We start from the raw sequence: 19302 nt of genomic DNA, 5'->3' as shown, positions 1-19302 counted from the left end.
GGAGGAGTAACGGTGAGTTCAATTACATCAGGAGAACGTCTTATTTTAGCAAGTGAGCTTAAAGAAAAAGCAAATATAGAATCCGTAGACGCTACTTCGTTTCATTGGAATGATGAGTTCGATCAATGGAGAGCGCGTTTACAAGGAAAATGGAATGCCGCTTATGAATGTATCGACCGACACGTAGATGAAGGGAGAGGCGACCGTGTCGCGATGATCTATGTGAACGATGACATACATGAAGAAATCACTTACCGTCAATTAAAGAATGAAACGGATCGACTTGCTGTTGTCATTAAAGCAAAAGGAATCAAGCGGGGCGAGCGTGTGTTCACGTTATTACCAAAGACACCTAACGCATACATTGCGGTGCTCGCTATTATTAAAGCGGGCGCTGTTGCTGGTCCATTGTTTGAGGCATTTCAAGAAGACGCAATTTTCGAGCGGATGTACAATTGTGATGCCAAAATGATTATTACCGATGCACAGTTAAAAAGTCGAGTACCATCAAATAAGTTGCCGGCATTAGAACATATTCTAATTGATGGAGAAGGTGCGGACAAGGAATCAGGCGAGTATCATCTTCAAGAGGAACTTGAATCGGTTTCTAAAGAGAGTGCCTCACAAGTGACGGAATGGATGGATGAAAACGAAGGCATGATCATTCATTATACATCGGGTTCAACAGGGCAACCAAAAGGGGTTCTGCATTCCCATAGGGCAATTGTCCAGCAGAAGAAGACTGGCGAATGGGTACTTGATTTAAAAGAGAACGACGTGTATTGGTGCACATCACACCCAGGTTGGGTAACCGGTAGCTCTTACGGGATTTTTGCTCCTTTCTTAAACGGTTCAACGAATCTAATTAATACAGGACGCTTTGATGCAAACGAGTGGTATAGCTATATTGAACGATTTAAAGTGACGGTTTGGTATAGTGCGCCTACGGCATTTCGGATGTTGAAAGCTGCTGGTGGTCAGGAATTAATTGAGCGTTATAACTTGTCTAGCTTAAGACATGTGTTAAGTGTAGGAGAACCTCTTAATCCAGAAATTGTAAAGTGGGGTTATGAAAAGCTAAACGTTCGTATTCACGATACGTGGTGGATGACTGAAACGGGAGCGCAATTAATCGTTAATCTCCCGAATCAAACGATTAAGGCAGGTTCAATGGGTCGACCGTTACCTGGAATTACAGTTGCAATTCTTGATGAAGAGGGCAATCAATTGCCACGCGGAGTGGTCGGTCAACTGGCTGTTCGAAAAGGTTGGCCATCAATGATGCGTGAAATTTGGAAGAACGAGGAGAAGTATCGTTCCTATTTTCCTTATGATGGAGAATGGTATGTTTCTGGTGATCTAGCATACCAAGATGAGGAAGGGTTCGTATTCTTTCAAAGTCGAAATGATGATATGATTAACTCTTCTGGAGAGCGTATCGGTCCTTTTGAAGTGGAAAGTGCGCTAATTACACATGATGCCGTCATTGAAGCGGCAGTTGTAGGTAAAGCCGACGACCTACGAGGAGAGATTGTCAAAGGCTTTGTGGTCTTACACCCTGACTATGAAGAGTCACCAACATTACTTGAGGAGATTCGTTTACACGTTCGAGGCAAACTTGCAGCACATGCAGCACCAAGAGAAATTGAAGTGCTTAAAGAGCTGCCGAAAACGAGGATTAGCGGTAAAATAATGCGACGATTATTAAAAGAACAAGCATAAGAAAAACGCAGGAGCTTTTAGCTCCTGCGTTTTTGTATTTGTAATTAGTCTAAGTCTGCTGGGTAAACACCATTCTCATCGTGGATTTCACGACCGCTTAATGGTGGGTTGAATACACAGACCATACGTGCATCTTCAATGCCGCGAAGTAGGTGCTCATCGTGCTCATCAAGTGCATAAAGTGTACCTGCTTTAATCGTGTGTACTTTGTTATCACTTAACGTAACAACTTCTGCATGACCCTCGATGCAATAGACTGCTTCGAGGTGGTTTTGATACCAGATGTGTGTCTCTGTGCCAGCACGGATAATCGTGTCATTCACAGAATAACCCATTCCGTCTTTTTTAGAGATGAGACGGCGACTAACCCAGTTGCCACCTTCAACTTCTTTTTCAGTTCCTAGGATGTCTTCTAATTTGACGACTTTCATGTGTATTGCCTCCTAAAGTTGTTGAGTAACGATCGATGTTTATGCGTTAAGTGCTTGATCGATGGCTGCATCTAGTTTATCAAGTCCTGCTTGAAGACCTTCTTTATCAATTGTAAGCGGTGGGAAGAGCTTAAATACTTCATCGTTAGGTCCAGCTGTTTCCATAATTAAGCCTTGCTCAAATGCACTAGCTGCTACTTTATTAGCAAGGTCTGGAATGTCTGTACGAATTCCTTGAATGAACCACGACCTTTAAGCTTTCCTTCAAGGGCAGGATATTTATCAATCATAAGTTGTAAGAAGCTAGTGATCATCTGGGATTTCTCTTCAATACCTTTTTCAAAGGAAGGATCTTTCCAGTAATCAAGGGCCGCTGTCGCGGTAACGAATGCGAGGTTGTTTCCTCTAAACGTACCATTGTGCTCACCTGGTGCCCATTTATCGAGTTCTGGCTTAAAGAGTGTTAATGCAAGTGGTAATCCGTAACCACCGATTGATTTAGACAAGCAAATGATATCTGGTTTAATGCCAGCAGGCTCAAAGCTAAAGAACGTACCCGCACGACCAACTCCAGCTTGAATGTCATCAATAATCAATAACGCACCAATGTCTTTTGCGAGCTTTTCAATCTCTTGAAGCCATTCCATACTTGCAGCGTTCAAGCCACCTTCACCTTGAACTGTCTCTAAGATCAATGCTGCCGGTGCATCAACACCACTACCGTTTGTCGCCAGAAATCTACGAATGTACTTCATTTGAGTTTCTACAGGCTCATCGACATATTTGTCGTAAGGCATAATTGTCGTATTACTTAATGGAACGCCAGCGCCTTTACGTTTGAAATCATTTGACGTTACAGAAAGTGAACCGAGTGTCATACCGTGGAAGCCATTAGTGAAACTCACGACGTTTGTTCGACCAGTAATCTTACGAGCGAGCTTTAATGCACTTTCAACGGCATTCGTACCAGTTGGTCCTGGGAACATGACTTTGTAAGACATGTTACGAGGCTCTAAGATTGAAGATTGGAAAGCGCTCAAAAATTCACGCTTTGACTTTGAGGCCATATCGAGGGAATGAGTGATTCCGTCTTCTTGAATGTACTCGATTAATTTCTCTTTCATTTGATCATCATTGTGACCGTAGTTCAGTGCACCTGCACCGGAGAAAAAGTCAATGTATTCTTTACCTGACTCATCGTATAATTTATACCCTTTAGCTTTGTGAAAAACGGTAGGGAAACTTCTGCTATAACTTCTTACCTCAGATTCTATTTGTTCAAATACGTTCATGACATTGACAGACATGTAATTGATGTGCTCCTTTCGAGTATAAAAAACGTTTTCTTATTGTCGTAAAAACGGACCGATCTTGAACGATAATTCAGCTTCATGACCTTCTCCAGGGAACAAATCTTCGGAGAAGCATTCCGACACGTGACAAGCAGTATCGTTTTTACGGCTAATCGCCGGAACAGCTTTTGCGAAGCGTCGTTCGATGGAGTTACTGTTGCTTCAAGATACTTTACTTTACCACATGAGTTACGTTCTAAAACTTCATTTAGCATACGTGAAGCGAGTCCGCGTCCTCGTTGTGATTCATCTACGCCGACTTGCCATACGAATACAGTGTTTTGGCGTTCTGGAAGAATAAAAGCGGTAACAAAACCTACAAGTTCATCGTCTTCTTTAACGACAACACAAGTTTCGGCGAAATATTCCGCCATCATCAAATATTTGTACGATGAGTTCAAATCGAGTCCTAGCTTCTTTGCTAGTTCCCACATTTCAGCACCATCTTCGACTGATGGTTTCGTAAATACTAGCGCTTCTTTCTCCGTAATTGGAGTAACCGCCATGTGATCATCACCTTCTAAAGATTATTTTATTTACCTACTCTTCCATAACCGTTATCCTAATCGTTTAAACCAGTTATTTGGAATAAGTAGCTAACTATTTCCTTTTTGAAAAACGATTACGGTATATAATGATAAGGAGAAATAAAAAAAAGATCAAATGCATTTAAAAGGACTCTGACCCACTGAGAGACGATTAATCGTGAATTGATGATTTGAACATAGTGGTGCATTTTAATATCTGCCGATTTGATCAATTTGCTTATTTGGCTAAGAAAAACTCGACAAAAATATACAGAAAGAGAAAGGGAGAGAAAGAAGTTTGACTATATTCTTAGAGGTCGTATTGCCTGTTCTATTAGTGTTTTCACTCGGATTCGTATTAGAAAGAAAATCTAAACTCGATATTAAACCGATTTCAACACTCGCGATTTATATTATGACGCCTTGTCTCGTTTTTCAGAACTTTTACCATACATCGATCGATGTACAAATCTTTTATATGCTCTTGATTGCTCTTATTTTATTATTAACTCTCGTAACACTCAATAAAATCATCGCTTATTTCATGAAAATACCTTCCGATCGGGAAACAGGTTTCGTTTTATCGACGGCATTTATGAATGCAGGAAACTACGGGGCACCGATCATCTTATTTGCTTTCGGGCAAGAAGGATTTCAATTTGCGGTTATGTTTATGGTCATTCAATCGATTCTAATGAATAGTTTTGGGGTTTATTTCGCAACAAAAATGAAGGAATCGATGAGGTATGCGGTAAAAATGGTCTTAACAATGCCGGCAATTTGGGCATTGGTAGTAGCCGCTATTGCGAAAACCATTCCGTTTGAGTTGCCGTTAGCGTTAGAGAGAACGACGAGCATGGTTTCTGAGGCTATAATTCCTACCGTCATGTTAATTTTAGGGATGCAGTTAGCCAAAATTCCACTATCAGGTTTTGAATGGAAAGGCATTACATATGCAAGTATTATGAGACTTTTCGTATCGCCACTCATTGCCTATGGACTAACGTTGCTGTTTCCTGTAGATCCATTGTTAGCAAATGTCATTATCGTGCTTGCTGCAATGCCAAGTGCAGCAAATATCGTTATGTTTGCTGTTCAATTTGAGGCAGAACCAAAGCTCGTCTCAAGCATTACGCTCGTGACGACGATTATAAGTATATTCTCAATTACAGCATTGCTCGTTCTATTATAAACAAAACCGCTACGCTCATCGAATGCCTCGATGCGTAGCGGTTTTATTAAGAATAAATATCTTTTAACGCTTTTCTTAAAGTAGGGAAACGATACGAAAACCCGAGTTCTTCAGTTCGTTTCGGAATGACTCGTTGCCCTTTAATAATAAGGTCACTCATTTCTCCAAGCGCAAGTCTCATAGCAAATCGCGGAGCAGGTAACCAGTGCGGACGGTGGAGCGTTTCGCCAATGATTTGCCCGAATTTACGCATTCGAAGTGGTTCAGGAGCGGTGATATTAAAGGGACCTTCACATTGCTCATTTTCTAAGCTGAATACAATTACGTTAGCGGCATCTTCGACATGAATCCATGAATACCACTGTCTACCATTGCCTATTCTGCCTCCAACACCAAACCGATAGGGGAGCGCCATAAGCGGTAGTGGCCCATCATTACGATCCAATACGAGTCCGAGTCGACCGATCACTAAACGGACTTCATCTTTCACTTGCGACGCTTCACTTTCCCACTGTTCACTGACGGTTTGTAAAAAGTATTGATTGATCGGTTTTGAGTGCTCCGTGAACGTATCTTCTTCAGAAACACCGTAGTAACCAATTGCTGAGGAACTGTAGAAAACGCTAGGCGTATGCTCTAAGGCTCGTATAATTCGAATGCATTCTTGTGTGGCCTCCACTCGACTTTTTAAAATTGCTTCCTTATGTGAACGAGTCCAGGGCTTACTAATCGAAGCACCCGCTAAATTTACGACCGCATCAACGTTTTCTAAGTGATTTTCTGGTTTTGAGCCATCGAGCCACGTTACGTAGTGAATGTGAGATTGATTCTGTTTGTCTTTTGCATTTCTTGTTAGAATAGTAACAGAGTGACCTTTTTCAATGAGACGCTCGGTCAGTTTCGTTCCCACCAGTCCAGTTCCACCTGAAATGAGTACGTGCATATCAAGAACCTCCCTTTCTACGTAACTAATACCCAAAAATGACGAGTAGTTATCCTATAAAGTAGAATTAAGTAACGTCCAGCGAATTGTGTAACGCAATTGATGCAACGAAAACCGTTTTTATGAGCAAAAAATAGCCTATTGAAGCGAGTGGGTCAGTACAAGCGAATGCGATGAACGTAACTGAGCTGCCTGTTTGAACTTCTTAAGTAAACGTTTATGATCGTACAATTACGAGCTGAGAACTCGATAACGAAAGCGAGGTGAGCCTGCTACTAGTTAGTGACGAACACGAGCTAGGGATATTTTTCTTTAGACTAGTAGTAGGATGCAATGAAAATAACAAAAATAGCCGTCCAAAAAAATGATCCAGAGCGGTACAATATTTTTGTTGGGGACCAAAATGAAGAACGCTTTGCTTGTGGCGTTGATCAAGAATTGCTACTGCGTCATCATCTTCATAAAGGCATGGAAGTTGATGAAAATAAGCTTGCGCAATGGGCATTAGAAGACGAATATGAGAAAGCGTACAAACATGCATTGCATTATGTAAACCGCCGCATGCGAACAGAGCAAGAAGTACGTCTCGAGCTTGCGAACAAAGAAGTTACAATGGACCACATTGATCGAATCCTTGAAGCAATGAAAGAACGTAAGTATGTGAATGATCACATGTACGCCAAGTCATATGTAAATCTCGAATTATCAACAAGTTCTAAAGGTCCTGGCAGAATGAAGCAATACTTAGAAGAGAAGGGTGTTGCAAGGTCAACCATTGAGGGTGCACTTTTGAACTATACGAAAGAGCAACAACTAGACAAGGCGATTGCAGTTATCCAAAAGAAGTCGAGGCAATACAAAAAAGACAGCACACAAATGAAAAAGAAGAAGCTTACAGACGCTTTGTTGCGACTTGGCTTTTCATATGAGATGATTCAATTGGCATTAGAGCATCTTCCAAAAGCAGATGAAGAAGACGCTTTATCAATACAAGCAAATCAAGCTGCACAAAAGCTACAAAAAAAATATAGTGGACAAGACCTTCATCGACGCATCGTTCAAAAGCTTGTGCAAAAGGGGTTTTCGTATCAAGCAGCGATCGATTATGTTAATGAGAACTTTCAGGAGGAAGATCAATAGATGGATCAACGTTATGGACAATTAACACGACAAGAGCTATTGCGAGAAGTAACAACGTTAACAGAGCGAGCTAGAAAAGCAGAACAGAAAGGAATGTTAAGTGAATTCGAGGTTTATGAAAGAAAAAAAACCATCGCTCAATCGTATTTACTTGACCGAAAGCAGTATGAGCCTGGAAAGCGATATGAAATTCAGGGTGAAGATCAAGGTTCGTTACTCATTTCCTATATGAATGGCGTTTTTGCTTGGGGATACCGAGATGGAGAAACAGACTTAACCGCAATCCCAATTTCACTACTAAAAAGACATGCAACGTAATGTTACGTTGCATGTCTTAATTTCGCTTTTTTCGTATTCTGTTCGGTAGATTTTTGTAGCTTCTGTTCGAGCTTTGTTTGGTTGTAAATCCAACCAGTATAAGACCCAAGAATTTGTAGGTTGCTATTGAGGCGGACAATTGTAATAAATGGATAATATCCACCAGAACGATAGCGAAGGTCTGTAAACGTTACTTCATATCCAAACGACTTCTCTTCAACATTCCAACGGTATGCTGGGGAGAAACTTAAAAAAGCCGTAAGGTTCGTATCTTTTAGAGCTGCCAAAATGACTTCATCTTGGGGAATTGGCTCAAAAGGAAAGCTTTCTAAATAACGAATGTTTTTATTCTTATAAGTGGCGACATGCAAGTGATTTCTTGTACGGATGACTAGATGAAAGTCAGTCCAGCGAATCGTCGGTGAAATAAAGATGTGACTGGCTCTTGGATGTCTTTTTCTCGCAAGACGAACGATCTTATTGCGAACGTGCATCCTCCACAGATAATAAATCAATAATACCCCGTAAATCGCTAAAAACGTATAGCCAGGGTGTGCGCCCATAATCCATAAAACGATGCCTAGAATGTGCATTCCAAAGAGAAAAGGATCGAATATATTGATGGCACCGAGTGCAATCCACCGGTTTTTAAAAGGGGCGAGTGCTTTCGTACCATAAGCATTAAAAATGTCGACAAACACGTGAAGACCGACTGCTAGTAATGTCCATATCCAAACATGAATTAACGCTGCTTCTGGAATGAACATAAAGGTTAAGACAGCAATGGCTACTGACCAGAGTAACACTGCAGGAAGTGAATGAGAAGAACCGCGATGGTTTTTAATATAAACGGCGTTATTTCTCATTTTTAAAACAGTGTCTAAATCAGGCGCTTGTGATCCAAGCATGATCCCAACAGCAGCTGCTGCGAAAGTCGCTTGGTTATCGGCGATGACCGGGTCAAGTGTAGCAAGCCCGCACAACCCTACACCCATGACTACATGTGTCGCTGAGTCCATACCCGGTTGTTCCTCCTTTTGTAATGCGTGTAAATAGATTAGCAAAAATCGGTTCTGACGTAAATAAAAGAAAGGTGATGACGAGTAAATAAAATGCAAATCTTTATGGAATATAAAGTTCATGATGACTATGTAGTTGATTACGAACGACTCATGCCTCATATTAAAGAGGCAATGAAACAGTTTGAAGTATGGAACTATCGAACCTACAAAGCATTTGATCAACCGAATTTATTTGTTGAGATGTTCGAAGTGACCAATCAACAAGAGTATGAGTACGTGAAGACTAGTCGAAGAAATGAGAACGATCCGGTTTTTGGTAAGCTTGCGCCACTAATGACGAAGCCATTAGCCAACATGAATTGTTGGGCATTTATTGAACAAAAGGAGAATAACTAGAAAGGATCTTCACCATGTCACTTTTTGCATATCAATTTACAAAAGACCTCGTTGACTGGTATGAATCTGAACAACGAGACTTACCGTGGAGACGGAGTAGAGACCCTTATCGCATTTGGATTTCAGAAGTGATGCTTCAACAAACGAGAGTCGATACGGTCATTCCATACTACGAAAACTTTTTAAAGAAGTTCCCGACATTACCTGCTTTAGCCAATGCTCATGAAGATGAAGTGTTAAAAGCTTGGGAGGGACTTGGTTATTATTCAAGAGCAAGAAACCTCCATGGAGCGGTTAAAGAAATTGCAGCGTCATACGACGGTGTCGTTCCGAATGACCCTGATAAGTTCCGCGAGCTAAAAGGCGTTGGCCCTTATACAGGTGGTGCTGTAATGAGCATTGCATACGATTTTAAAGAACCAGCAGTGGATGGAAATGTTATGCGAGTTCTTTCTAGAGTGCTTTACATTACTGAAGATATTTCAAAGCAAAAGACGAGAAAGCAATTTGAAGAACACGTTCGTGAGTATTTGGAAATGACTGAGCCATCTAAGTTTAATCAAGCTCTCATGGAGCTTGGTGCGTTAATCTGTAAGCCGAAAAAACCGGATTGTGAACAATGCCCAGTTTCGAAATTATGTTTAGCGAGAGAAAAAGGAGTTGTTGAACAACTCCCGATCAAGGCGAAAAAAGCTAAACCAAAAGATCAACAAGTTTCCTGTGCGGTTATTGTTGATGAAAATGAACGAGTGCTCATTGAGCAACGTCCAAAGGAGGGGCTATTGGCTGGTCTTTGGCAATTTCCAGCTGTGCTTGGGCACGCGAATGATCTTTCTTCAGTCTTACACGATCAGTATAAATTAGACTTACCGTTACAAAAAGAAAGCGACGTTTTTAAGCATGTTTTTTCACATTTAAAATGGGAGGTGTCCGTCTACACTGGAACGATTGCAACTGAAGAAGAACATCAAGGTGTTTGGGTAAATAAACACGAGTTTCAAAGCTATAGCTTCCCTGTTGTTTACCAAAAGATTGCCAAGCATTACTTAGATGGTGATTCATCTTCATTGCTCATGAGTGTAGGACGCATGCTTTCCATATCTTCTCTCGTCTTATGCGTGCCTAACTCGTAGATACGTTTGTATACGTGATCCAATCCGTGCTGAAATTCTCGACTGTCGTCATCGGTATATTCTTCATTAAAATGTCTGAACGTAAATAAATCTTGTAACTCCATATCGTGGGCTTGGACTTCACTTAGTAATGTTTTTAATTCCTTGATTTCGTCAGCGGATGCCTCGATTTCAAACTGAATTAATTCACTATCATCAATTTTTGTCGTTGTCACATCATCCATGCTAATTGGATTTAAATTCACGTAATAAATTTGTTTGTCCATCATAACTCCTCCTTATTGTTACACGTAGTATGTGCAAACGTTAGGAGGAGTTATGTGTAATTACTTACTAATCTCATCGAGCATTGACTGCGTCTCTTTGGAGCCGTATTGATAAATGAGTTTGTAAAGGCGACCGAACTCTTTGCCTACTTCTTCTTTATCTCGGTCTGCTTGCAATTCATCGAAAAACGTTACGATTTCATCGCCTTCTACGTCATGGAAGTCTATAACGCTAAGTTCATGTTCGAGTTCATGTTTTTCTTCTGAATTAACGAAGACTTCATATTGAATTGTATTGTCATCTACTTTCACTGGTGATAATTCAAGGGAACCTTGATTTATCGTGACAAAAAATTTTTCGCGTGCCACAAAATCTCTCCTTAAATTCTGGCTTATGAGAGAGTTACCCGTTAATGCGCATGTATAATCTGAACCAAACGGCTCAAATGTAATGGTATAATGCCAATGATACTGAAGGAGGGAATATTATGGAAAGAAAAGTAGCACTCGTTACAGGCTCAAGTCGTGGAATCGGAAGACTTACAGCGATTGAGCTTGCCAAGCGTGGATATAATCTTGTCGTCCATTACGCTAGAAGCAGAAAAGACGCCGATCTTGTTGTAGAAGAAATTCGTTCTCACGGTGTTGAAGCAATAAGTGTAAAAGCCAATTTAAATGATGAAGAAAAGATCGATCATTTATTTGAAGCAGTAGAGGAACAGTATGGAAGGTTAGATGTTTTTGTTAATAATGCAGCATCAGGTGTACTAAAGCCTTCTATGGAGCTCACGAGTAATCATTGGGATTGGACAATGAATGTGAATGCGAAAGCATTACTCCTCTGTGCACAAAAAGCCGTCCCGTTGATGGAGAAAAACGGACAAGGTCAGATTGTCAGCCTCTCTTCGTTAGGCTCAATTCGTACGTTAGAGAACTATACAGCGGTAGGGGTATCAAAAGCAGCCGTCGAATCATTAACGCGGTATTTAGCTGTTGAACTCGCTCAAAAGAATATTCGAGTAAATGCAGTAAGTGGGGGAGTTGTCGATACGGATGCATTAAAGCATTTCCCTAACCGAAATGAAATTCTAGAAAGTTCTGCGAAGAACACACCTGCAGGTCGCATCGTTGAACCGCATGATTTAACGTCAGCGATTTTGTTTTTGATTTCGGATGAAGCGAGTATGATTTGTGGGCAAACGATCATTGTCGATGGTGGTATATCACTGACAATGTAATTTCTTTGCATAAGATTTCACACAGCGGGCATGTTAATCGTTGTGGAGGTGAAGTCAAATGGCTAAGAAACAAAACAACCAACAAAACAATCAACAACAAAATCAACAACACCAAAACTACGAACAAGAGTTCGGTAGTGAAACTGATGTGCAAGAAGTAAAGAAACGTAACGCACAATCTGAGCAACACAAAAACCAAAATAACCAACAGTAATGTAAGATGGGGAGCGTCCTTTACGGATGGCTCCCTTTTCTTTTGACGTTAGGTTTATTATACTACGGATAACGATTTGTCATTGGGAAGAGAGGGATAGCCACGTGATTCCAACAGAAGGGGAAACAATTGAGATTCGTAGTTATAAACATAATGGAAAACTGCATAGAGTTTGGGAGCAGTCAGCTGTGTTAAAAAGCACATCCCAAGAGATTATCGGTGGTAACGATCGGATCCTTGTGTTGAAGGTGATGGAAGCTCTTGGAGAACGAGGGAACCTGCGATATTTTATTTTCATCATGAAAAATGGTTTAATGTGATTGCGATGATTCGAAGTGACGGTACGCATTATTATTGTAATATCAGTTCACCGTGCGCTTATGATTCTGAAGCTTTAAAATATATCGATTATGACTTAGACATCAAAGTGTATCCAGATCACAGTTTTCAGTTGTTGGATGAAGATGAGTTTTTGTTGCATCAACAAACAATGAACTACCCCTTCGATGTCAAAGAGAAGGTCACCGAAGGGTAGAGGAATTAAAATATTGGATTTATCAAGGAAAAGGACCGTTTGATCCCCAATTTATTGAACGATGGTATGAGGAATTTCTGATGCATCGTTAATCATCGCTATTGTGATAACTAAAGAAACTTTCTACGAGACGGTCGAGATGCTCGAGTCGCTGGTTGTATTCGACGATATGAGAGACGATCGGAAGTAAACTTAACCATTCTTCTCGAGTAACTTCTTTGTAATCGTAGGAGTCCATGAATAGGTCAGTTAGTGATTTGTTACCTTCATCGACTTCCTCTGCCATCGTATCGGTCATCTGAGTGGTAACTTTTCCGTCATAGCGCATTAAGATCCGTTCATGATACGTCGTTAAATGATCAAGCTGTTGTGACAATAGTCGCTGCATATTGTCGGGGAGGTGATGATAAGCATTTTCTCGATCATCTAAGAAGGTCAAAATGCTAATAAGCTCCTTATTAACGTTAATCATTTCTCTAAACAGGACTAACTTACGAGCCTTGTTGAATTTGTTCTTAATAAAATAATTACGTTCTTCTTTATATAACAAGTACATCTGATCTAATTCAACGAGCTCTTCTTTTGATTTTTCTAGATCTTTTCTTCTGGATTGAGTATTCGTATCGTGACGAGTCGTTAGTCGAATCCACTGTGCGGTGTTCTCAGTCATTGTGACGACTTTTTTATATAACTTTTCTTCATATTTAGGCGGTATAAATAGCATGTTAATGAGAAATGCAGAGAATACCCCAACCATAATTAACCCAAAACGAGAGATCGCATACATCAAGTATTCTTCATTCGGGGCTGAACCCATAATAATGATAATCGTGACGAGTGTGACTGGAATCGTTGCGGACTCTAAGTTCATGCGAGTAATAATAGCGATTGCCAGCATGACAACGACCCCGATTACAAACGGTTCATGACCAAAAGCAAGACCGAATACGACAGCTAGAATCGCTCCAATTGTATTCGCTTGAAGTTGTTCTAAAATCGTTTGATACGTTTTGTAAATGGAAGGCTGGATTGCAAATGCTGCTGTTAATCCTGCAAAGAAAGCGGGTTCTAAACCGAGCCATTGAGCTGCATACAATGCAAGCATAATGGCCAATCCAGTCTTAAAAATGCGGGCGCCTAGTCGCATAAGAATAAGCGCTCCTTTCTACGGTTAGTCCAACGGCTTTTCTTGATTAAAATCATAGGCTTCTTTCGCCTCAATCGCTGGTCTTTTTTCAATAAAGTAAAGGATTGCTGCTTTGCAAAGCCCCCACGTTGCGGTTGCAGCGAGTGTTCCAGAAATAGCGTTACCGGCAACTGGGAATACGAATTTGCTAACAGAACGTGATAGCTGTCGAAAAGCTAATGCGGTTCCAACATTGGCTCCCATCGCTGTGAAAAATTCAAAGAGTGTTTTGCGATTGAACTTGCGCCCTGAAATGTACGCAATCGCAGCGACCATTGAAATTTGAATACTCGTTATAATAGGTAAATCTGCGAGGGGGATCGGTTGTGCCCCAACTCCGGCTGCAATGGTGGAGGCGCTTTTGCCAACAGTTTTAGCAATCCGGGTTTGAATCTTTTTTCCTTGTGTAATCCTCGCCCACTCCATCCACGTATTTCCTGGAAGTTGATCAAGTAAATAGTCAGTGAGCGTTTCAATGTTATAACGGCGATCGTAAACGATCTCACCGTTTTTAAATGCGAGATAAGCACAGACTGGAATGACCTTCGGAATATCTTGAAATTCTTTTTTGAGCATTTTATTAACGTGAGAAACTGCAAGGTGAATGGCATCATTTTTCTCCGTAGTAAACGGTGGATCAGAATCATAAATGGGATCAAGTTCATCAACTTGAGTGACAACACCAACAATTGGTGGACGATAATCGTGCTTTTCTAAGATCAATGATTGTAGACTTTTCAGTTGCTTTATATCTTCTGTAATCCGACTATCAACTTCTTTAGCTTTGACGAGAAAAAGAATGGCATCTGGATACGTATCTTGAATGGCTTCTTGCCAAGCGTCTTCTTCAGAAAGAGCGAAACGTTCTGAAGAGCCTTCGCCAAATCCTCTCGTATCAAGAACTTCCATTAGTGTTTCGTTTTTATCATCTTTAAATGTATGCCAAGAAGCGCGTTCTGTTTCTGCGACCACACTACCGACTTTGGCGACTTCCTTTTGAAAGATCGCATTGATTAGCGTTGATTTCCCCGCGCCCCGCCGACCTACAACGGCGAAACGAGGGGAGCGGGTATTTAAAAACAATTCTTCAAGTTTCTCAACTTCAGGATTGATTTTCTGCTTAACGGAGGCCGGAAGTTTAGGCAAAAGTTTATTGCGAATTAATTCAAGTGATTGTTGAAGTTCTTCAGGTTTTCTTTCGTTGCTCAAGAAAATCACCTTTTCCTTCTTTTATCGAACTTCTTTAAAGGCTTCCTTAGCAATCTCAATGGTTTCGTCTACATCGGATTCAGTATGAGCAGTCGTTAAGAACCATGCTTCATATTTACTCGGTGCTAAATGAACGCCTCGTTTTAATAGTGCATGGAATAACTGTGAAAAACGTTCGCCGTTAGTCTCTTTAGCATCATCGTAATTTCTAATTGGTTTGTCTGAGAAATAGACAGTTAATGCCCCGACTTTACGGTTAATCACAACATCATCAATACCCGCTTCTTTGGCGGCTGCGTGCAGACCTTCTTCAAGTTTCTTGCCAAGTACTTCTAAGTGGTCATATACTCCAGGTTGTTGCAAGACTTCTAAACAAGCAATTCCAGAATGCATGGATGCGGGGTTGCCCGCCATGGTTCCGGCTTGATAAGCAGGGCCAAGTGGTGCAATTTGTTCCATGATATCAACGCGACCACCGTAGGCACCAATTGGTAATCCGCCCCCGATGATTTTTCCTAGTGCAGTAAGGTCTGGTTTAACTCCGAGAAGGTCCTGCGCAGCGCCATAATGAAAGCGAAAGGCTGTAATGACTTCATCATAAATGACGAGACCTCCGTATCGGTGCGTTAACTCATTTACCGCTTCTAAAAATCCAGGTTCAGGTTCTACAATTCCAAAGTTTCCAACGATCGGTTCTACGAGCACAGCAGCCACGTCATCTCCGAACGTTTCTAATGCTTGTTCTAATGCCTCTGCATCGTTAAACGGAACGGTGATAACTTCCTTTGCAATGTTCTTTGTGACACCAGCGGAGTCAGGAGAACCTAATGTCGAAGGGCCTGAACCTGCGGCAACAAGCACAAGGTCAGAATGGCCGTGGTAACAACCTGCAAACTTAATAATCTTATTACGACCTGTATAAGCTCGTGCTACACGAATGGTTGTCATAACAGCTTCGGTACCTGAGTTAACAAAGCGCACTTTCTCTAGAGATGGAATCGCTGATTTTAACATGATAGCAAAGTCATTTTCTAACCGTGTTGGTGTTCCATACAAGACACCATCTTCAGCGGCTTGTGTAATTGCTTTTGTAATGTGCGGGTGTGCATGCCCTGTAATGATTGGACCGTATGCTGCAATGTAGTCAATGTAGCGGTTGTCATCCAAGTCATACAAGTATGCGCCGCTTCCTTTCTTTATTGAAACAGGGATTCCTCCACCGACTCCTTTAAACGATCGGGAAGGGCTGTTTACACCTCCAACAATATGTTCATTTGCAATTTCGTATTGTAATTGTGATTGTTCTATATTCATTTTGTAACCTCCAATATCATCAATCTTTATTCTACCATTGTATGATTCGACAAACACGTAAAACGCGATCATAATAGAAGAAAGTCATCAAAAAAGTGAGAGGAAGTTGAATAAAATGGAATTAGTGAACAAAGTAGCGCCAGATTTTACGTTGCCAGCGAGTAATGGTGAAAACCTTTCAATTAGTGATTATAAAGGTAGCATCGTTGTACTTTATTTTTATCCAAAAGATATGACGCCAGGGTGTACAACACAAGCGTGTGATTTCCGGGATGCATTGCCAGACTTCGTGAAGATAATGTTGTTGTACTGGGAGTTAGTCCTGACTCACTAGAACGTCATGATAAATTTATCCAAAAGCATGAACTTCCCTTTACGCTCATCGCAGATGAAGAGCAAGAAGCTGCAAACAAATACGGAGTTTGGCAATTGAAAAAGAACTTCGGAAAAGAATACATGGGAATCGTCAGATCCACGTTTATAATAGATGAAACAGGAACGGTAATTAATGAATGGAGAAATGTACGTGTTAAAGACCATGTAGAAAAAGTGAAAGAAGCGATTCAAGCCCACAAAAACGGAGGATGATGATCGTGGAAGTTGTCATTACGAACAAAATACCTGCTGAAACAATTCAAGATATAAAAGAGCAACTGCCTGTAAACCTTACTCAGTTTCAAAGCATGGAAGAAGCGAAAGAAAAGCTCGAAAGTGCAGACGGATTGTTTTTGTTTGGTGGAGGGTTAACAGAACGTGTGATCACAAGTGCAGTGAATTTGAAGTGGGTGATGACCTCATCGGCAGGTGTTGAAAACTTGCCGTTGGACTCACTTGAGAAACGAGGTATTGTAGTTACGAATGCTAGAGGTGTCCATAACGTCCAGATGGGGGAGTATGCACTTCATGCGATGCTTGATCATGCGCGAAAACATAAGGTAAGCGTAGAGTATCAACAAAACAAACGATTTGAGAACTTCAAGCCAGGTGAACTATACGGGAGAACGCTATTAATACTCGGGACTGGGGCAATCGCACAAGCAGTCGCAATGAGAGCTAAAGTGTTCGGCATGAGGGTGCTTGGAATCAATCAAAGTGGTCGAGACGTTGTGCGTTTTGATGAGACATATGCGCTACAAGAGTTGTTTAACGTGTTACCTAATGCGGACTATATCGTAAACGTCCTACCGTCAACACCAAAGACGAAACAACTTATTAATGAAGAATCGCTAAGTTATATGAAGCATTCAGCCGTGCTGATTAACTTTGGTAGGGGAGACGCTGTTGATGAACAAGCTCTTATCCAAGCGTTAAGGAATAATAGGTTGGCTCATGCTTACTTAGATGTGTTTGAAGAAGAGCCTTTACATGTAGAACACCCACTATGGGAAATGGACGAAGTGACGATTACTCCTCATATTGCAGGTTACTCATCACACTATATGGAGCGACTTCTTCCTATATTTAAACATAACCTTCGTGTCTTTGTTGAACAAGAAGGGGAAATGAAGAATATCGTTAATATAAGTGAAGGCTATTAACGTTCATTTTGTGATATGATGAAACATAAACATGAGTCAAACGGAGGTTTTCCAGTGAAACTGCTTGTATGTATTGTTAATGACGTATACCGGGATCATCTTGAGAAAGTATTGCAAAATTCAGGTTATCGAATTACTGAACTAGCAAGTAGCGGAGGGTTTCGGAGAAAAGGGAATACGACCTTTTTAATTGGATTTAAAGATCAAGATTACGCTGATCTTAAGAAGACCATGGAAGAAGCGTGCGTTCACGTAGAACAAAAGAAAAAGATTCAACCGACAAGCAAATACCGGTTTACATCGTTTATTATGGATACGGCAACGAATGATGATTGGACGACACGATTTAATAAGGCGTAAGAATCCCTATATTGACAAGCATTTCACTGTCCGTTAAACTAATTTATAAGAATTATAATGTAGTAATTGTTGTATGAAAGAGGGTGCATGGCGATGGCAAGTGAACGGCTTCAAGACGCGGTCGATTCATTAAAGTCTACAAAAGTGCGAATGACACCGCAGCGTCATGCGATTTTAGAGTTTCTATTTGAGACGATGACGCATCCAACAGCAGATGAAATTTATAAAGCTTTAGAAGGTAAGTTTCCGAATATGAGCGTTGCTACGGTGTACAATAATTTGCGCGTTTTCAAAGAGGTAGGAATTGTTAAGGAACTATCTTATGGTGACTCTTCAAGTCGTTTTGATTCAGTAACAAATAGCCATTATCATATTATTTGTAATGACTGTGGTAAGATTGTTGATTTTCATTATCCAGCTCTTGATGAAGTGGAGACGTTAGCTGAACATGTGACGAACTTCCAAGTTCAGTCGCATCGTATGGAGATCTATGGAACGTGTCCAGAATGCATGAGTAAACAATCGATCGCACACGATTAATTGTATCGATTTAAATGAAATGCAAAAAAACACCGCCATATTTCGGCGGTGTTTTTATTTAGGGTTAAAAGAAGACTTTCGATTGTAACGAGCGTCTAACTCTTTTCCTTCTAACGCTTTATCAATTGTGAGCGGTTCGTTACAGTGCATACATGCATCTACACGACCGAGAATCTTTGTCGCTCCTTCACATGAAGGACAGATAACTTGTACGGTTTTCATCGATTGCATACCAATCCATAGATAGACAAGAGCGCTCGACAGCACTGAAAGGAAGCCAATGATCATTGCAATCGACATTAATATTGGATTTTCACTAAATACAAAGATTGCGATGTACATAATGAAGATTCCGATAAAGATTAATGCGAGTGCAAACGTGCGAATGCGATTAATTTTCGCCACTTGCTATACCTCCTGTTTCTTTCAATAAGAACACGTCCATAGTATAACATAGTCAATCATAGCGGTGCATCGACAGCTTTAGAAACAATTTTAAACTTTTATTGGAAAATGTATTGACGCTTTAGTTCATATCATGGTATCTTTATATCCGTCGCCAAGAGAGGCGGCAGACAACATCGAAAAAAACAACGAAAAAAAAGTTGTTGACGATAATTGCAAAAACATGGTATCTTATAACTCGCACTAACAAATGCGAAACACACCGAAAAAAAGAATTAAAAAGTTGTTGACACAACGAACTGACGGTGGTAAGATAGAAAA

General features: G+C 40.7%; 21 protein-coding genes and 3 pseudogenes. 13 read left to right on the top strand and 11 right to left on the bottom strand.

The annotated features are described in order from the left end of the window. Nucleotides 1–12: 12 nt before the first annotated feature. Nucleotides 13–1722 carry an acetate--CoA ligase gene (gene acsA, locus JCM19038_RS19840; protein WP_238554501.1) on the top strand — a complete coding sequence of 570 codons (1710 nt, stop codon included), beginning with the start codon at nucleotides 13–15 and terminating at the stop codon, nucleotides 1720–1722. Between the two features lie 44 nt (nucleotides 1723–1766). Here the strand turns inward: acsA and JCM19038_RS19835 are convergent, their stop codons facing one another. The 3 genes and pseudogenes from JCM19038_RS19835 to ectA form a co-directional block, all read right to left on the bottom strand. Then, nucleotides 1767–2153 (bottom strand): ectoine synthase, encoded by a 387-nt coding sequence (locus JCM19038_RS19835; RefSeq protein ID WP_042421183.1) that lies wholly within the window; start codon nucleotides 2151–2153, stop codon nucleotides 1767–1769. Nucleotides 2154–2192: 39 nt separating this feature from the next. Then, a pseudogene (gene ectB / locus JCM19038_RS19830) lies at nucleotides 2193–3460 on the bottom strand (diaminobutyrate--2-oxoglutarate transaminase). Beyond that, nucleotides 3442–4011 (bottom strand): diaminobutyrate acetyltransferase, encoded by a 570-nt coding sequence (gene ectA, locus JCM19038_RS19825; protein WP_373903449.1) that lies wholly within the window; start codon nucleotides 4009–4011, stop codon nucleotides 3442–3444. Before ectA ends, ectB begins: the two are co-directional and overlap by 19 nt. A gap of 319 nt (nucleotides 4012–4330) precedes the next feature. Between ectA and JCM19038_RS19820 the strand changes: the two genes are divergently transcribed. Continuing rightward, nucleotides 4331–5224: an AEC family transporter gene (locus tag JCM19038_RS19820; protein WP_042421180.1), complete on the top strand. Its 894-nt coding sequence runs from the start codon at nucleotides 4331–4333 to the stop codon at nucleotides 5222–5224. A gap of 46 nt (nucleotides 5225–5270) precedes the next feature. Here JCM19038_RS19820 and JCM19038_RS19815 read toward each other — a convergent pair whose 3' ends face one another. Next, a complete protein-coding gene (locus JCM19038_RS19815; protein ID WP_042421178.1) occupies nucleotides 5271–6167 on the bottom strand; it encodes a TIGR01777 family oxidoreductase in 897 nt (298 codons plus the stop codon). Between the two features lie 333 nt (nucleotides 6168–6500). Between JCM19038_RS19815 and JCM19038_RS19810 the strand changes: the two genes are divergently transcribed. Together JCM19038_RS19810 and JCM19038_RS19805 are read left to right on the top strand one after the other, a co-directional pair. Beyond that, nucleotides 6501–7307 (top strand): RecX family transcriptional regulator, encoded by an 807-nt coding sequence (locus JCM19038_RS19810; protein WP_042421175.1) that lies wholly within the window; start codon nucleotides 6501–6503, stop codon nucleotides 7305–7307. Continuing rightward, nucleotides 7308–7625: a YfhH family protein gene (locus tag JCM19038_RS19805; RefSeq protein WP_042421173.1), complete on the top strand. Its 318-nt coding sequence runs from the start codon at nucleotides 7308–7310 to the stop codon at nucleotides 7623–7625. Nucleotides 7626–7627: 2 nt separating this feature from the next. Here JCM19038_RS19805 and JCM19038_RS19800 read toward each other — a convergent pair whose 3' ends face one another. Then, nucleotides 7628–8644, bottom strand: coding sequence for a metal-dependent hydrolase (locus JCM19038_RS19800; RefSeq protein ID WP_042421172.1), 1017 nt, complete (start codon nucleotides 8642–8644; stop codon nucleotides 7628–7630). A gap of 93 nt (nucleotides 8645–8737) precedes the next feature. Between JCM19038_RS19800 and JCM19038_RS19795 the strand changes: the two genes are divergently transcribed. Continuing rightward, the gene (locus JCM19038_RS19795) at nucleotides 8738–9043 is read left to right on the top strand and encodes a hypothetical protein (RefSeq protein WP_042421170.1); all 306 of its coding nucleotides are present in this window, start codon (nucleotides 8738–8740) and stop codon (nucleotides 9041–9043) included. Nucleotides 9044–9057: 14 nt separating this feature from the next. Continuing rightward, a complete protein-coding gene (gene mutY, locus JCM19038_RS19790) occupies nucleotides 9058–10176 on the top strand; it encodes an A/G-specific adenine glycosylase (protein ID WP_081831932.1) in 1119 nt (372 codons plus the stop codon). Here the strand turns inward: mutY and JCM19038_RS19785 are convergent. Both JCM19038_RS19785 and JCM19038_RS19780 read right to left on the bottom strand, forming a co-directional pair. Then, nucleotides 10086–10442, bottom strand: coding sequence for a hypothetical protein (locus tag JCM19038_RS19785; protein ID WP_042421167.1), 357 nt, complete (start codon nucleotides 10440–10442; stop codon nucleotides 10086–10088). The genes mutY and JCM19038_RS19785 overlap by 91 nt on opposite strands. A 60-nt stretch (nucleotides 10443–10502) precedes the next feature. After that, nucleotides 10503–10811: a hypothetical protein gene (locus tag JCM19038_RS19780; RefSeq protein ID WP_042421166.1), complete on the bottom strand. Its 309-nt coding sequence runs from the start codon at nucleotides 10809–10811 to the stop codon at nucleotides 10503–10505. 119 nt (nucleotides 10812–10930) lie between these two features. On the opposite strand from JCM19038_RS19780, the gene fabL reads away from it, so the two are divergent. The 3 genes and pseudogenes from fabL to JCM19038_RS19770 all read left to right on the top strand — a co-directional run bounded on the left by fabL (nucleotide 10931) and on the right by JCM19038_RS19770 (nucleotide 12521). Continuing rightward, nucleotides 10931–11680, top strand: coding sequence for an enoyl-[acyl-carrier-protein] reductase FabL (fabL, locus tag JCM19038_RS19775; protein WP_042421164.1), 750 nt, complete (start codon nucleotides 10931–10933; stop codon nucleotides 11678–11680). Nucleotides 11681–11738: 58 nt separating this feature from the next. Then, a complete protein-coding gene (locus JCM19038_RS22515; protein ID WP_152549531.1) occupies nucleotides 11739–11894 on the top strand; it encodes a gamma-type small acid-soluble spore protein in 156 nt (51 codons plus the stop codon). Between the two features lie 104 nt (nucleotides 11895–11998). Next, nucleotides 11999–12521 (top strand): annotated as a pseudogene (locus JCM19038_RS19770) (DUF402 domain-containing protein). Here JCM19038_RS19770 and JCM19038_RS19765 read toward each other — a convergent pair. From JCM19038_RS19765 to JCM19038_RS19755, 3 genes are read right to left on the bottom strand one after another with little or no spacing between them, the layout of a single operon-like run. Beyond that, entirely contained in the window at nucleotides 12518–13576 is a 1059-nt protein-coding gene (locus JCM19038_RS19765) for an aromatic acid exporter family protein (protein ID WP_042421161.1), read from the bottom strand. The pseudogene JCM19038_RS19770 and the gene JCM19038_RS19765 overlap by 4 nt on opposite strands. A gap of 24 nt (nucleotides 13577–13600) precedes the next feature. Then, nucleotides 13601–14824, bottom strand: a complete 1224-nt coding sequence (locus JCM19038_RS19760) for a GTPase family protein (protein WP_042421158.1) — start codon at nucleotides 14822–14824, stop codon at nucleotides 13601–13603. A gap of 21 nt (nucleotides 14825–14845) precedes the next feature. Continuing rightward, nucleotides 14846–16138, bottom strand: a complete 1293-nt coding sequence (locus JCM19038_RS19755; RefSeq protein WP_042421156.1) for a glutamate-1-semialdehyde 2,1-aminomutase — start codon at nucleotides 16136–16138, stop codon at nucleotides 14846–14848. 115 nt (nucleotides 16139–16253) lie between these two features. Between JCM19038_RS19755 and bcp the strand changes: the two are divergent. From bcp to perR, 4 genes and pseudogenes are all read left to right on the top strand, one after another. Beyond that, a pseudogene (gene bcp / locus JCM19038_RS19750) lies at nucleotides 16254–16726 on the top strand (thioredoxin-dependent thiol peroxidase). Further along, nucleotides 16723–17676 carry a D-2-hydroxyacid dehydrogenase gene (locus JCM19038_RS19745; protein ID WP_081831930.1) on the top strand — a complete coding sequence of 318 codons (954 nt, stop codon included), beginning with the start codon at nucleotides 16723–16725 and terminating at the stop codon, nucleotides 17674–17676. Before bcp ends, JCM19038_RS19745 begins: the two are co-directional and overlap by 4 nt. Nucleotides 17677–17730: 54 nt before the next feature. After that, entirely contained in the window at nucleotides 17731–18036 is a 306-nt protein-coding gene (locus JCM19038_RS19740; protein WP_042421153.1) for a cyclic-di-AMP receptor, read from the top strand. A 93-nt stretch (nucleotides 18037–18129) separates the two neighbouring features. Next, the gene (gene perR, locus JCM19038_RS19735; protein WP_042421206.1) at nucleotides 18130–18576 is read left to right on the top strand and encodes a peroxide-responsive transcriptional repressor PerR; all 447 of its coding nucleotides are present in this window, start codon (nucleotides 18130–18132) and stop codon (nucleotides 18574–18576) included. A 54-nt stretch (nucleotides 18577–18630) separates the two neighbouring features. Here perR and JCM19038_RS19730 read toward each other — a convergent pair whose 3' ends face one another. Next, nucleotides 18631–18981 carry a DUF2614 family zinc ribbon-containing protein gene (locus JCM19038_RS19730; protein WP_042360927.1) on the bottom strand — a complete coding sequence of 117 codons (351 nt, stop codon included), beginning with the start codon at nucleotides 18979–18981 and terminating at the stop codon, nucleotides 18631–18633. Nucleotides 18982–19302 lie beyond the last annotated feature (321 nt).

The organism is Geomicrobium sp. JCM 19038, assembly GCF_000698125.1.
Taxonomy (GTDB): domain Bacteria; phylum Bacillota; class Bacilli; order Bacillales; family Marinococcaceae; genus Geomicrobium_A.
This window is presented reverse-complemented; position numbering and strand designations above follow the sequence as displayed.